This window comes from Gemmata palustris (genome assembly GCF_017939745.1).
GTDB lineage: Bacteria > Planctomycetota > Planctomycetia > Gemmatales > Gemmataceae > Gemmata > Gemmata palustris.
In genome coordinates this window covers 6623731-6637726 of record NZ_JAGKQQ010000001.1, presented here as the reverse complement: position 1 = coordinate 6637726, position 13996 = coordinate 6623731, and the positions used below count along the sequence as shown (strand labels likewise).

The 13996-nt window shown below is 64.6% G+C and carries 11 protein-coding genes; 6 read left to right on the top strand and 5 right to left on the bottom strand.

Annotated elements, in window-relative coordinates; translation table 11 throughout:
* Positions 1-170 precede the first annotated feature (170 nt).
* From J8F10_RS27645 to J8F10_RS27635, 3 genes are all read left to right on the top strand, one after another.
* The gene (locus tag J8F10_RS27645) at positions 171-1217 is read left to right on the top strand and encodes a sensor histidine kinase (protein ID WP_210659529.1); all 1047 of its coding nucleotides are present in this window, start codon (positions 171-173) and stop codon (positions 1215-1217) included.
* Positions 1214-1822: a response regulator transcription factor gene (locus J8F10_RS27640; RefSeq protein ID WP_210659527.1), complete on the top strand. Its 609-nt coding sequence runs from the start codon at positions 1214-1216 to the stop codon at positions 1820-1822. The genes J8F10_RS27645 and J8F10_RS27640 overlap by 4 nt, the downstream gene beginning before the upstream one ends.
* Before the next feature lie 129 nt (positions 1823-1951).
* Entirely contained in the window at positions 1952-2551 is a 600-nt protein-coding gene (locus J8F10_RS27635; protein WP_246524496.1) for a 2OG-Fe(II) oxygenase, read from the top strand.
* 241 nt (positions 2552-2792) lie between these two features.
* Here J8F10_RS27635 and J8F10_RS27630 read toward each other — a convergent pair whose 3' ends face one another.
* The 4 genes from J8F10_RS27630 to J8F10_RS27615 all read right to left on the bottom strand — a co-directional run bounded on the left by J8F10_RS27630 (position 2793) and on the right by J8F10_RS27615 (position 7389).
* Positions 2793-3644, bottom strand: a complete 852-nt coding sequence (locus J8F10_RS27630) for a hypothetical protein (protein ID WP_210659523.1) — start codon at positions 3642-3644, stop codon at positions 2793-2795.
* 192 nt (positions 3645-3836) lie between these two features.
* Positions 3837-4670, bottom strand: a complete 834-nt coding sequence (locus tag J8F10_RS27625) for an ROK family protein (RefSeq protein ID WP_210659520.1) — start codon at positions 4668-4670, stop codon at positions 3837-3839.
* Between the two features lie 7 nt (positions 4671-4677).
* Complete coding sequence (locus J8F10_RS27620) at positions 4678-6417, bottom strand: HAD family hydrolase (protein ID WP_210659519.1); 1740 nt, start codon at positions 6415-6417, stop codon at positions 4678-4680.
* A 57-nt stretch (positions 6418-6474) separates the two neighbouring features.
* Positions 6475-7389 (bottom strand): alpha/beta hydrolase, encoded by a 915-nt coding sequence (locus tag J8F10_RS27615; protein ID WP_210659518.1) that lies wholly within the window; start codon positions 7387-7389, stop codon positions 6475-6477.
* 146 nt (positions 7390-7535) lie between these two features.
* On the opposite strand from J8F10_RS27615, the gene J8F10_RS27610 reads away from it, so the two are divergent.
* The 3 genes from J8F10_RS27610 to J8F10_RS27600 all read left to right on the top strand — a co-directional run bounded on the left by J8F10_RS27610 (position 7536) and on the right by J8F10_RS27600 (position 12981).
* The gene (locus J8F10_RS27610) at positions 7536-10394 is read left to right on the top strand and encodes a DUF1549 and DUF1553 domain-containing protein (protein WP_210659517.1); all 2859 of its coding nucleotides are present in this window, start codon (positions 7536-7538) and stop codon (positions 10392-10394) included.
* A 62-nt stretch (positions 10395-10456) separates the two neighbouring features.
* Entirely contained in the window at positions 10457-11569 is a 1113-nt protein-coding gene (locus J8F10_RS27605; RefSeq protein WP_210659516.1) for a family 16 glycoside hydrolase, read from the top strand.
* On the top strand, positions 11569-12981 hold the full coding sequence (locus J8F10_RS27600) for a DUF1501 domain-containing protein (protein ID WP_210659515.1): 1413 nt from the start codon (positions 11569-11571) through the stop codon (positions 12979-12981). Before J8F10_RS27605 ends, J8F10_RS27600 begins: the two co-directional genes overlap by 1 nt.
* A gap of 210 nt (positions 12982-13191) precedes the next feature.
* Here the strand turns inward: J8F10_RS27600 and J8F10_RS27595 are convergent, their stop codons facing one another.
* Positions 13192-13974 carry an RNA ligase family protein gene (locus tag J8F10_RS27595; protein ID WP_210659514.1) on the bottom strand — a complete coding sequence of 261 codons (783 nt, stop codon included), beginning with the start codon at positions 13972-13974 and terminating at the stop codon, positions 13192-13194.
* Positions 13975-13996: the final 22 nt, after the last annotated feature.

Here is a 13996-nt window from a genome sequence, read left to right as displayed (position 1 = left end):
GCCGGAGCCAAATACGTGGAAAACCACGCCGATTTCTCGTGCGAAATTCAGTGGATTCACTACTTGAACGCTATTTTCCCGGGGTGCGCCGGACGCCCGCAGTTCGTGCAATTGCGGCGCGCGAGTGCCTCTCTCCAGCGCACGATGCGGGCAGAACAAGCGAGTGACGCATGATGCGCCGAGTTCGAGCAACGCGCCCTGCGGTACTCGCGCTCGTGTTGGTCGCGACCGTATTCGCAGTGGACTTGTGCCTCCCGCTCGGCGTAGCGAGCGCGGTGCCGTACACGTTCGCGGTGCTCATCGCGCTGGGCGCGAAACCCGCGTGGGTCGGGCCGACGGTGGCCGTGCTCTGTGCGGTGCTGACCTTCGCGAAGATGGAAATCGTGCCCGAACGCGGCAACACGGAGATGTGGAAGGTGATCGTGAACCGGTGCCTCGCGCTGTTCGCGATCGGGATGACGACCCTCCTCGGGGTGCTCCGGCGCCGGGCCGAAGCGAAGGTCCGGCAGCACGAAGCGGACCTCGCCCGGATGAGCCGGTTGGCCGTCGCGGGCGAACTGGCCACGGTTCTCGCGCACGAACTGAACCAGCCGCTCGCCGCGGTGTGCCTCCAGGCGGACATGGCCGCGCTCCTGGCGACCGAGTCAACGTCCGGCGAACTGAGGGCCGCGCTGGACGAAGTCGCGGAGCAGTCGCACCGGGCGGCCGAGATCGTGCGCTCGATCCGCCACACGGTTCGGCGCACCAGCGCCGAGCGCGGGTCAGTAGACTTAAACGAGGTCGTGCGCGTCGTGGCGCGACTCCTCGACTGGCGCGCGCGGCGGACCGGGGTGAGTGTGGAACTGCATTTGGCCGCCGACCCGCTCCCCCCAACGTATGGCGACCGCGTGCAACTCGAGCAGGTACTCTTTAACCTGCTTCAGAACGCGATCGAAGCCGTTGAAGCCGGTAGCGGCCCGAGGACCGTTGTCATGGAAACGTTACCGGAAGGCGACTGGCTCACCGTTCGCGTGCGCGACACCGGTCCGGGGTTGGCCGATCCGAAGCGCGCGTTCGAGCAGTTCTACACCACAAAGCCCGACGGCATGGGGCTCGGGCTCGCGATCAGTCGGTCCATTGTGGTTACCCACGGCGGCGCCCTGACGGCCGCGACGCGGCCCGAAGGTGGGGCGGAGCTCACCTGCGTGCTGCCGATCTACCGGGAGGAAAAGGCGTGAGCACGGAACCGACGATTTTTGTGGTCGATGACGACGAGGCCGTCGGCCGCGCGCTGGCGAGCGCGGGAAGGTTACTCGGGCACCCGGTCCGCACGTTCACATCGGCCGCCGCGTTCCTCGCCGAGCACGATCACGACCAGCCCGGGTGCCTCGTCCTCGATATGCGGATGCCGGGGATGACGGGATTGGAGCTCCAGCGCGCGCTCGCCGACTCCGGTGCAACAATTCCCGTGGTCATGATTAGCGGGCACGCGGACGTGCGGATCGCGGTGGAAGCGATGACGCTCGGCGCGCTCACGCTGTTGGAAAAGCCGTTCCGGTTAGACGAATTGCTCACGCACATCCGGCGCGCGCTGGAGAAAGACCGGACCGATCGTGCTGCAAAACAGCAGACCGCGGACGCGGACGCCCGGCTCGCGGCTCTCACCGCGAAGGAGCGCGAAGTGCTGGAAATGATCGCGGCCGGGAAATCGAACCGGGAAATGGCCGACGCACTCGGACTCAGCGTCCGGGCCGTGGAGGACCGGCGCGCCCGGCTCATGAAGAAGGTGAGCGCCGGGTCCGTCGCGGAACTGGTGAAATTGCTCGCGGGGCGCGTTTCGTAAGGCTCGTGTGGGCGGCCCGGGTCGGCGGACTTCGTTACGAACCGAAAACTTGTCGCGAGCCTTTTCGCGGGTCGCGTGTCCGTGTTTTCGTGGTCGGCGGCGACAACGCGGAGGTGTACCGTGGCCGAGATGCGCAAAGAGTTCCTATCGGAACGCGACGACCTGTTCGTCGTTCACGACTTCCTCTCCCCGGACGAGTGCGATTACTACATCGCGATGACCGAATCCGCGGGCTACGGCGACGCGCCGATCACAACGATGAGCGGCCCCGTTATGCGGAAGGACATTCGCAACAACGACCGCGTGATGATCGACGATTCCCGGATCGCCGAAACGATCTGGGATCGGCTGAAGATATTCGTGCCGGAGCGCGTACAGTTCTGGCTCCCGGTCGGGCTCAACGAGCGGTTCCGGTTCTATCGCTACGATCCGGGGCAGCAGTTCGACTGGCACTTCGACGGCGCTTACGAGCGATCACCGTTGGAGCGGAGCGCGTTCACGTTCATGATCTACCTGAGCGGTGGGGTGGCCGGCGGCGCGACCGAGTTCAATCTGCGCTCCCACGGCGGGACGCGGAGTGACGACCCGATCGTGCGCGTGCAACCGGAGGCGGGCAAGGCGCTGGTGTTCCCGCACCGCATTTACCACCGCGGCGCGCCGGTCGCGGACGGGCGCAAGTACGTGATGCGCACCGACATCATGTGCCGCTGGACCGAACGGGTGGGGTGAAGATGTTTAACTGACCGGGGTGCAAACAGCGGAACGAGTTGCGTTCGGAGCTGATTCAGGAAGTGAGCGAGGCCGCTGTTCGCGCCTCGCTCTTTCAACTTCGCGAGCGGGAGGGCGGCGGTTGGGCGCCATCGCTCGCGATCGTCACCACAGAGTTCGACAGCCCCGTTCGCGCTCCGTTTGTCCGTGGTCGTGGAGTGCTTCGCGGTCAATTTCTCCGACGCTTCGAGAACCTATCTGGTTAGCGCCCCATTCGCCCACCACCGCCCCCGCGCCCGCCTCCTCCACCCCCACCCCCGCGGCGCCCGCCGCCCTGTCCGCCCGAGCTCGCACGCTGGCTGTGATCCGAATCAGCGCCACCCAACGTGCGGCGAATCGCGTCCGCGTCTGCGTTCGTGCCGACCACAAAGGTCACATCCGTCCCCTCGCGCCGGACCCACCGCAGAGCCACTTCTTCGTTCTTTGCTTCCTTCGGCAACGGCGTTCCGTCCGCGAATTTGGCAACGATATCAGGACCACTACCCTGCCCGAACACCGCCGGACCTTCGACCCGAACAACGCCGTTCTCGGGAACGGTGTAAGAGAACGAGCGCTGACCCGCGGTCCACGGTCCGTCCTTGCGCACGCGGACTTCCGCCTTAATCGTTCCGCGGAACCCGACCGGGAGGACGAGTTCGGCCGTCGGGCGCGGACCCGCGAACACGTCCACGGTTACTTCGAGTGGCGGACCCGTGTACGGGTGGAACCGCTTGGCGGACGCCAGCGCGTCCACAACGTCTCGCGGCAACGTGGTTTGCGTGGGGAGGTGATTGGGGGCCGTCACTTCGACCATGACGCCGCCCTCGTCGGGCGGGGCGAGGCGCGTGTGGGCGCTCCCGTCCGCGCCGGTCGAGACGGTCTGGTCCCGCTCCTCGCTGTGCGAGCCGAAGCGCCAAACGCGAACGGTCGCTGTGGGAACGGGCGCTTGAGTTTCGGCGTCGCGAACGTGAACGGTGAGTGGCGTGGACGGATGAAACGTCTGGCACCCGGTCGCGGAAGCGGCCAGGACCAGACCCAGGTGCGCCAGTTGCCTGGCGCGTGAACGGGTCCGCACGGGTGTTCCCCTTAACTGTTGACGCCGAGCTCGCCCCACATGGCATGGCGGGGCGGTAGCGGACCCGGGCGTCAACTGCTCGAATTGAATGCGGATATGCCGTGGACCGTGCGGTGTGTCAACAGGGCGGCGCAGTTCTCATGAACGGGCGCGGTTGTACTCGCTCGTTGCATCGCGGTGAGCCGACTACTTTCAGATCAGGCGCCAGTCGGCCGTCTTGGGTGGCTCGGGCGGTTGTTCGTCACCGTCGCGCAGCGTGTGAACGTCTTCCAGGTGCCACAGCCGGAAGCCGCCGCGGAACGCGGTCAGATTATTGCTCAAGCGCGAACCGGGCGGCTGAACCTTGATTTGCTTCGCGTTCCCGCCCCCAATCACCACATAGTCCGCGAGCATCGCCGCCATCAGTGCCGGTACCGCCCAGGCCACGGCCCTGCGCCACCGCTTCTTACCGATCTGTTTCAGCCCACGGCGCCCGAGTATCTCGCCGAGCGTGCGGCCCCCCGGTTCCGGGATGTTGCCCAGTTCCAGCGGTACGATCACGTTTTCGGCAATGAGCGTCGAGCCGAGACCCGTACCCAAACCCAAGAACAGCATCCGCCCGCCGTCGTAGCTGCCGAGCGCCTGCATCGCGGCGTCGTTGATGATCCGCACCGGGCACTCGAACGCGGCCGCGTAGTTGAACCCGACCCAGCCGGCACCGAGATTGCCCGGCTCCTGGCGCGGGCCGTGGTCGCCGACTTGACCGGGGTAGCCGATCGAGACCGCGTCGAACTTCCAGTCGGTCGTGAGTTCGCGAACGATCTCGACCATCTGCTGCGGGGTGAAACCCGGGCCGGACGGGTGCCGCCGCGGTTCCGTTTCCCCGGACGCGAGCACCTTCAGGTTCGTTCCGCCGATGTCCACCACGAGAATGGATCGTGGTCGCGGCGGCTTCTTCGGTTTCGGTTCGGGCTCCGGGGGCGCACCGGTTTTCAGCGCCGTCGTTTCCTTGGGCGCGCGTTTGGCGGGTCGCTTGGGCGTAACCATTAGTTCCTCAATCAATCTTGCCACTCGGGGCGTCGCTCGGCAGTGTGTAACGCGCTTCGATCGCGGCGCGGACCGCGGCGCGGGTGTCCTTCGGCGCGGCCGCGGAATCCGCTTCGATCTCGGCTAGTTCGTCGGCGAGTTGGTTGTCCTTGATCTGGTCTCGGATCCACTTCGAGTAGTCGCCGCTCTTGCGGTGGAAGTCCCAGGTCTCGTCGTCCACCCCGTCGGCCAGTTGCACGAACAGGAACAGGTTCGACGCTTTCAGGTTCAACTTCCCTTCCGCGCCGCGGAAGTAGAAGCTCCGCTCCGGGCCGACGTTGCCCTCGGCGTACTTGCGCGAGTGCCGCTTGCGCTCGGTGCGGGGCGGTTTCGTGTGAACGATGACCGCGTTCTTCTCCCCGCGGCGCCACATCATCGTGTCGCCGGTCGGCAGCTTGTCCCCCTCAACCGCCGGGCACTTCGGCTTACTTTCGCCGGTCGCCTTGCAGAACGTCTCGATCGTCTTGACCGGGTGCCCGCCGATCACGAGCAGCGTGCCAACGTGTTGGAGCGCGGTCGGTTCCATTGCACTCGCGTGAACGGTGATGTACAGCGTGCCGCGATCGGGTAGCTGCGTGGCGAGGTTCGCCGCGTTCGGCCCCGCCGGGAGCATGTGGTGCGCCTCGTCCACAACGAGCCAGTGCGGGCGCCCCGTGCGGGCCTTCTCTTCGAGCACACGCGGCAAGAGCTGTGCGAAGAACGCGGGGCGGTCGGCGAGCGGAACGCCGAGCAGGTTCACCACGATCGAGCGCTTCGTGTCTTTCAGGGCGTCGGCTATGTCTTCGGGCCGCGGGGCGTGCTGGTGGCTGCCGAGCACAGTGGCGAATTCGAGGTTGGTGTAGTCGCCCTCGGGGTCCACCACGAGGATCTGGTACCCGGCGTCCGCGATGCGCTCCATGAGCGCGGTCGTGAGCGTCGATTTGCCGCTCCCGGAGGTACCGCACACCAGTACGCCGGCCCCCGCCGGGTCGATCGTTTCTTCCTGTTTATCTTCGGTTTCGCCCACAGGAATACGGTGTCGGGCAAGCGTTTTCAGGTCAGAAAGGTCGTCGGCAACCATTTTGTCGATGAGTTGCGCGACCCCGGCGCCCCGCTTCCCCGCCGTCACGATATCGGCCGTGTCCTTCACCGCGGGGAGCGCGTTCGCGACCGCGGCCGAGCACTCGCACACTTTGAGGAATGCGTGATCGTTCTCCGCGTCCCCGACTCCGACCGCGTTGTGCGGTGACAGCCCCAGTTCCGTGAGCGCCGCGGCGAGGCCCGTGGCCTTGTTCACCCCCGAGGGCAACACCATCACGGCGCCCTTGTTGAAGATCACCTGCAACTCGAGGCCCATGTCGCGAATGGTGTCAAGAACGGTGTTTTCGTGCGGCTCGAACGTGGCAACGATGACGTGTCCGGTGGAGACCGGCGTAACCCCGCGCGTGCGGAGAGTTTCCGCGAACGCGGGCGGAGGGGGTTCGACGAGAACGCGGACTTCTTTGGTGGCTGGGATGTAAATGACCGCGCCGTTCTCGACGACGGCGCTGTCGAACAGGTCGATGCGCGGGAAGATCGCGAGCAAATCGGGTAGTTCGCGGCCGGTCACCATCACGAGTTTGCGCCCGGACTTCTTCAGGCGCTCAAGGGCCGCGAGCGTATCGTCGTCCACGACACCGTCGTGAGCAATGGTGCCGTCGTAATCGGTAGCGAGGGCGTGGAACCGCATGAAGCACTCCGCGAGAAGTGGGCGGGGAAATTCTACGCCCCGCACCCCCGTGTCGCGCTACTTCTTGTCGCCGGTCCCGATCGACGGCTTCGGCGCTTCGAGTAACCCGCGTGTTTTCAGCCAATCGCCGGCCCGGTCGGGCCAGGCCGCACACGGGTGCGAAGTTTTCTTCATGCCGTACCCGTGCCCGCCGCTCGCGTAGAGGTGTAGTTCCGCGGGCACCTTGTTCTTCGTCAGCGCCATGTAAAGCGCGGTGCTCCCCTCACTTGTGACCGGGTCGTCGGACGAGTGCGCGAAGAACATCGGTGGCGAATCGACCTTTACCTCGAATTCCGGCTTCAGTTTGCCCTCTTTGTCGGTGAGGTACGCGGGGTACACGAGGATCGCGAAATTCGGTTCGTGACTGAAGACCTCGTCCGCCTTATCGATCTTCTCGTACATCCGCTTCTTGGTGAGCGCGGTGCAAACCGTCAGGTGCCCGCCCGCAGAGAACCCGAGCATCCCGACGCGCGTGGGATCGATACCCAGTTCTTTTTGTCTGCTGCGAACGAGGCTAATTGCTCGTTGCGCGTCCTGCACCATCGCGAGGTTCTCGGGCGCTTGCGCGTCGCGCTTCGGCACGCGGTATTTCAGCAGCACAGCGGTGACGCCGAGCTTGTTCAACCAAGCGCACACGTCCGAACCCTCGTGCTCGATCGCCAGAATGCTGTAACCCCCACCGGGCGCCACAACGACCGCGGTGCCGGTGTTCTTGTCCTTCGGTGGCGAATAGATGGTGATGGTCGGCTCGCTCACATTGCCGAGCCGCTTCACATCGTTCGGTCCCTTTTGCTCCAGAAACTTCTCCGCGCCGATGTCTTTGGTTTCCCCTGGCGCTTTTCCGGGCCAGAGCTTTACCACGGGCGGTTCCTCCCCCCGCGCAAGCGGTGCGAGGGCAAGCGTGAATGCGAGTGCGAACCAGACACGCGACATGGATGCCTCCTTTGGTAAACCCGCTCGTAATGCGGCAATTTCCGAGGTGAATCGGAGCGCGGGTGTGCGGTACAATTTGCCTCGAGCGCCCCAGGCGCTGCGCCGCCATTGTGCTCTCCCGCGCTCGCCACGACAATGAGCATTCCATGCCACGAATCGCGATTCCGGTTTTGCTCGCGCTGTTTGCCAGTTTGATCGCCACACCCTCTCGCGGGATCGATACGCCTGCGGCGAAGACGCACTGGGCGTTCAAAGCGCCCGCGCGCCCGGTGGTGCCGGAAACTCAACACCCGCGATCCGCGATCCGCAATGAAATCGATCGCTTCATTCTGTCGCGACTCGACAAAGAGAAGTTGAAGGCGTCGCCGGAAGCGGACCGCGTCACCCTTTGCCGGCGCCTGTATCTCGACCTCATCGGCCTGCCGCCCACGCCGAAGGAGGTGGATGAGTTCGTTGCGGACACGCGAGAGGACGCATACGAGCGCCTCGTTGAGAAGTTGCTCGCGTCGCCGCACTACGGCGAGCGCTGGGCGCGGTGGTGGCTCGATGCGGCCCGCTTCGCCGACAGCGACGGTTACGAAAAAGACATGTCGCGCCGGGTTTGGGCGTACCGCGACTACGTCATTAACGCGCTCAATCGCGATCTGCCGTTCGACCAGTTCGCCATCGAACAAATTGCGGGCGACCTGCTCCCGAACCCGACACAAGATCAGATCGTCGCGACGGGCTTCCTCCGGATGTCGATGCTGAACGAAGAGGGCGGAGTCGATCCCGAACAGTTCCGCATGGACGCGATGTTCGACCGGATGGACGCGGTCGGCAAAGCATTCCTCGGCCTGAGTGTCGCGTGCGCCCAGTGCCACGACCACAAATTCGACCCGATCTCGCAGGAAGAATACTACCGGCTGTTCGCGTACCTCAACAACGATCACGAAGCGCAACGAGTCGTCTACACCGCGCCCGAGCGCGTGGCAATCAATCGCATCCGGTCACAGATCACCGAGATCGAGACGAAACTCAAGGAAGTGAACGCGGACTGGGCGAAGCAGCTCGCGAAGTGGGAGGAAGGAGCCAAGAAGGAGCCGTCGTGGAAGACCGTCACCGTCGAGAACGCCGGGGACAATTCGCAGCGGTACATCCCGCAAAAGGACGGGTCGGTACTCGCGCAGGGGTACGCGCCCACGAAATTCAGCACGCTGATGCGCGGGCCGAGTCCCGTGAAGACGATCGCCGCGTTCCGGATCGAGCAACTCAACGACCCGAACTTGCCGTGCGGCGGACCCGGGCGGTCGTTTATGGGCACGAGTGCTCTGAGTGAGTTCATTGTGGAAGTGGAGTCCGCGAAAGAACCCGGCAAGCGCACGAAGGTGAAGTTCGTGAAGGCCGCTGCGGACTACGCGAACCCCGAGCGCTCACTGGAGGCCAACTTCGACGACAAAACTGATCGCCGCCGCGTAACCGGGCCGGTCGAGTTCGCCATTGATGGCAAGGACGATACCGCGTGGGGTATCGATGCCGGTCCCGGTCGGCGGAACGTTCCCCGCGTCGCGGTGTTCGTGCCCGAAAAGCCGATCGAACTTCCGGATGGTGGCACGTTGCACTTCAACTTGAAGCAGATGCACGGCGGATGGAACAGCGACGATCACATGAACAACAACCTCGGCCGCTTCCGGCTGAGTGTGACGGATGAACCGAAGCCGGAAGCTCAACCGCTCCCGCCACTCGTGCATGCAGCACTCGCCGTTCCGACCGCAAAGCGCAATGCGGGCCAGGCGCAAACCACGTTCGCGCACTGGCGCACGACGGTAGCAGACTTCAAGGACGCGAACGAGAAAATCGAAGCACTTTGGAAGGAGTGGCCGGAAGGCTCCACGAGCTTGGTCGCGGAGCGCCGCGACGACTCGCGCCCGACGAGCATCCTGAAGCGCGGCGACTTCCTGCGCCCCGGCGCGAAGGTGAGTGCGGGCGTCCCCGCGTTCTTGCACGCGCTACCAAAAGACGCCGAGTCGAGTCGGCTCACGCTCGCGAAGTGGCTCGTGGACAAGAAGTCGCCGACCACGTCGCGCGCGATCGTGAACCGCGTGTGGCAGGTGTACTTCGGTGCGGGTCTGATGACTTCGCCCGAAGAATTCGGCCTCCAGGGGAACAAACCCACGCACCCGGAATTGCTCGATTGGTTGGCCAGCGAGTTCATGTACCCGGTGAGCCCCGACCGCAAGGTCGGGGGCGATACACGTCCCGGCGAGTCGTGGTCCCTCAAGCACCTCCATCGCCTCATCGTGTCGAGCGCGACGTACCGGCAATCGTCGCGCGTTACGCCCGAACTGCTCGCCAAAGACCCGGAGAACAAGCTGCTCGCGCGGGGCGCGCGGTTCCGGGCCGATGGCGAGATCGTGCGCGACATCGCGCTTTCCGCCAGCGGGCTACTGAGCCCGAAGGTCGGTGGGCCGAGCGTGTTCACGCCCGCGCCCGACTTCCTCTTCAAGCCACCCGCGAGCTACGGCCCGTTCGAGTGGGTGGAGGCGCGAGGCGAAGATCGTTACCGGCGCGCCCTGTACACGTTCCGCCGGCGCTCGACACCGTACCCGGCGCTCACGGTGTTTGATGTACCGGTGGGCGAAGCATCTTGCGTGAAGCGCACGCGCACGAACACGCCGCTCCAGGCGCTCACGGGACTGAACGAAACCATCTTCGTGGAATCGGCCCGCGCGCTCGGCAAGCGCGCCGTTCTCGAAGGCGGCAAAACGGACCCCGAGCGCCTCACGTTCGCGTTCCGCTCGTGCGTCTCGCGCAAGCCCACCGCGGACGAACTCGCGATCCTCTCCACCGTGTTGGAGAAGACCCGTAAGCGGTTCGAGGAGGGCGAAGCGAACGCGGCCGAAATCGCTACCGGCACCAAAGACCCCGACACGAAGCCCGAGGGCTTCACCTTCGCGGATTGGGGCGCGTTCACGATGGTAGCGCGCGTGCTTCTCAACCTGGACGAAACAGTTACGAAGGAATGACCGCGAGAATCGCGGAGCGCGGAATTCGGAACCGGGAACGAAACACCAAAGCAAGGAACGATATGACCTCTCTCCACCGAACACTCACGATCGCCACTCTCGCCGCGTGCGTATCGTTACTTCCGGCCGAAGATAAATCGAAGCCGGCCGCGGGCGCGCCCAATGAGGGTGAGGCGAAGGCACTGTTCAACGGCAAGAACTTCGACGGTTGGGTGAACGTGAATTGTCACCCCGACACGTTCTTCGTGAAGGGCGACGAGATCATCACGACGGGTACTCCGACGGGCTTCCTCCGTACCGAGAAGCAGTACGAGAACTTCGAGCTCGACTTCGACTGGATGCACGTTGAGAAGGAAAAGATGGCGAACAGCGGACTGTTCGTGTGGGGCGATCCGCTCCCGGCCGTCGGCACGCAGTACACGCGCGGGATTGAGGTGCAGGTGCTCATCAACTACGCTCCGAAGGACGGCTGGGCGACGAGCCACGGCGACATCTTCAGCATCCACGGCGCGCGCTGCGCGCCCGATCGACCGCACCCGACCCGCAAGGGCATGGAGCGCTGCCTGCCGAGCGAGAACCGTGTGAAGGGGGGCGGCGAATGGAACCACTACAAGGTCATCGCCAACGACGGCGCCATCAAGTTGCACGTGAACGGCAAGGAAGTTTCGGGCGTGAGCAAGAGCAACCCGCGCAAGGGCTACCTCGCGCTGGAGAGCGAAGGCGCGGAGTGCCACTTCAAGAACATCAAAATCAAGGAACTGCCGAGCACGAACCCGAAGCCGGAAGAGATCGCGAAGGTCGCGGAGGGACACGTCTCGCTGTTCAACGGCACCGACCTGAAGGGTTGGACCACAGAGAAGGGCGCGTGGAAGGTGGAGGGGGCCGTGCTGAAAGCAGCGGGCAAGGCGGATCTGGTGAGCGAGAAGAAGTACGGCGCGGCCGAACTGGTCTTCGACTGGAAGGTTCCGCAGAAGACGGAGAAGGCGCAGTGCGTTGTGTCCGTCGGCGGAGCGCCTCTCACGGTATCGCTCCCGAACGGGGCTAAACCGGGAACGTGGCAGCGTCAGACGTTTCGAGTCGAAAAGGCCCCGGGGGCCGCTCCCATCTCGTTCAAGGCTGCCGAGGGGCTTGAGCTCATGAACGTGTTCGTCCGCGAATCGCAGGAGAACAAGTGATGTCCACCTTCTCCTCGCAGACGAACGTGTTCGCCGCCCGACAGCAGTTGCTCAACCGCCGGTGGTTCCTCCGGGATTGTGGCGTCGGCCTCGGTTCGATCGCGCTGGCGGACATGGCCCGCGCGAACGATGCCCCGAAGCCCAAGGCGCACCACGAGCCGAAAGCCAAGCGCGTCATCTACCTGTTCATGGGTGGTGCGCCGAGCCACCTGGAACTGTTCGACAACAAACCGCAACTCGCGAAGTTCGACGGCACGCTCCCGCCGCCGGACCTGCTCCGGAACTACCGGGCCGCGTTCATCAACCCGAACTCGAAGCTGCTCGGGCCGAAATTCAAGTTCAAAAAGTTCGGCAAGAACGGCACCGAACTCGGTGAACTGCTCCCGCACCTCGGCGAAGTGGTCGATGACATCGCCATCGTGAAGTCGATGAACACGGATGCGTTCAACCACGCGCCGGCGCAAATCATGGCGCTCACCGGGCACCAGCAGTTCGGCCGGCCGAGTGCGGGTGCGTGGGTCACCTACGGTTTGGGTAGCGAGTCGAAAGACCTGCCCGGATTTGTGGTGTTCAGCAGCGGGAGCAAGGGACCGAGCGGCGGGAACTCGTGCTGGGGGAGCGGCTTCTTGCCATCGAGTCACGCCGGCACGCTGTTCCGTTCCGCGGGCGACCCGGTGCTGTTCCTGAGCAACCCCGCCGGGGTCGATTCTGCGATGCAGAAGGAATCGCTCGACGCGATCAACGCGCTGAACAAGAAGCGCCTCGATGTGGTCGGCGATCCGGAAATTGCCGCGCGCATCTCGGCCTACGAGATGGCCGGGCGGATGCAGAGCAGCGCGCCGGAACTCATGGACCTGAGCAAGGAGACGAAGGAAACGCTCGCGATGTACGGCGCGGAGCCGGGCAAACCGAGTTTCGCGAACAACTGCCTACTCGCCCGGCGCCTGATCGAGCGCGGCGTGCGGTTCGTGCAACTGTTCCACGAAGCTTGGGACCACCACGGCGGGCTGACGAACGGACTGAAATCCGAGTGCGGCAAGACCGACAAGGCGAGCGCCGCGCTCGTGAAGGACTTGAAGCAGCGCGGGCTCTTGAAGGACACGCTCGTGGTTTGGGGCGGCGAGTTCGGACGCACCCCGATGGTTCAGGGCGGTAACGACGGGCGCGACCACCACCCGAATTGTTATTCCGTGTGGATGGCGGGCGGCGGGGTGAAGCCGGGGCTGGTGCTCGGCAAGTCCGACGACCTCGGCTTCAATGTGGTGGAGGACCACGTTCACGTTCACGACCTGAACGCGACCATCCTCCACTTACTCGGGCTGAACCACGAGAAGCTGACCTACCGGCTCCAGGGGCGCGACTTCCGGCTCACCGACGTTCACGGTGAGGTGGTGGAGAAGTTGATCGCTTGATTCGTTTTGTCTTGGCGCTTGCGAGCGGCTCGGGCGAACGGCCGGTGTAAGCCGGCCGGTGAGAGGTTCCGGAGCACGTTGTCGCTCGCATCCGGGATTGGCTCGCGCTCCCGGACATTGCCGTCGCTCTCACCGGCCGGCTTACACCGGCCGTTCGCCCGAACCGTCCCGGGTGAATACGGCCGTGACCGACGATTCAATGAACGAATCTCACTCAAACAACTCCGCCCCTTCCGCGAGTCGGTTGGGGACGAGCGGGCGGTCCTGCCAGTGACCGTCCGCGGTTACCGTTTGTAGGAACTCGGCGCGCACGAATTTGTATCGCTCGGTGACGGCGCCGTTCTCTTCCACCTTGACGTACAGGCCCTCCATCACGCCCGAAAGATCAGTCTGGCGCGCGGCGCGTTCCACGTCCCAACCGAGGCGCGCCACGTCCTCGCGCATCTGCACCGGGGCATTCGGGGTGATGAAGTGTGATGGGCCGACGAGCGCCCGCAAATACTCCTCGCCCGGGAATTCTCCCGCGAACAGCACTTTTACAGGCTTCACGGGCAAATCCGTCAGCAGTTCCGCGCGGCGCGGGGTGTCGAGGAATTCACCCGTCTCGGTATCGAGAACATCAAACTCCATGAAGAAGTGCGGGAGCGCATCGTAGTAAACGGTGTGCTTCGCGTACATCCACTCGCCGTACATCACGAAGCGGTCCATCAACCGGTCGAGGAGCCGGTCCGATATCGCGCCGGCCCACTGCTTCAGCAGGTCGAACTGGCGCTCGCGCGGCCCGCCGGTCAGGTAGTGCCCGCGGCTCTGCAAGCGGAGCGCGTAGTCCGGGCCGAAGCTGATCCCGCAATTGGCGCCGTCCATCTTTTCTTCGATGACGACGTGCCGGCCCTTTAACTCGGTCATCGGCACCGCGTCGAGGTCTTCGTCGCCCGGTTGCAGGCGCGAGCCGATCAGGTGCCGTGTGCGAGGGTATTTGCGGATCGCGTTCATGATGAGATACCTACCCCCATCC

Coding starts and splice junctions, on each gene's coding strand:
- J8F10_RS27645 (WP_210659529.1), top strand. CDS start 171: ATGATGCGCCGAGTTCGAGCAACGCGCCCTGCGGTACTCGCGCTCGTG.
- J8F10_RS27635 (WP_246524496.1), top strand. CDS start 1,952: ATGCGCAAAGAGTTCCTATCGGAACGCGACGACCTGTTCGTCGTTCAC.
- J8F10_RS27625 (WP_210659520.1), bottom strand. CDS start 4,670: ATGGTTACGCCCAAGCGACCCGCCAAACGCGCGCCCAAGGAAACGACG.
- J8F10_RS27620 (WP_210659519.1), bottom strand. CDS start 6,417: ATGCGGTTCCACGCCCTCGCTACCGATTACGACGGCACCATTGCTCAC.
- J8F10_RS27615 (WP_210659518.1), bottom strand. CDS start 7,389: ATGTCGCGTGTCTGGTTCGCACTCGCATTCACGCTTGCCCTCGCACCG.
- J8F10_RS27610 (WP_210659517.1), top strand. CDS start 7,536: ATGCCACGAATCGCGATTCCGGTTTTGCTCGCGCTGTTTGCCAGTTTG.
- J8F10_RS27605 (WP_210659516.1), top strand. CDS start 10,457: ATGACCTCTCTCCACCGAACACTCACGATCGCCACTCTCGCCGCGTGC.
- J8F10_RS27600 (WP_210659515.1), top strand. CDS start 11,569: ATGTCCACCTTCTCCTCGCAGACGAACGTGTTCGCCGCCCGACAGCAG.
- J8F10_RS27595 (WP_210659514.1), bottom strand. CDS start 13,974: ATGAACGCGATCCGCAAATACCCTCGCACACGGCACCTGATCGGCTCG.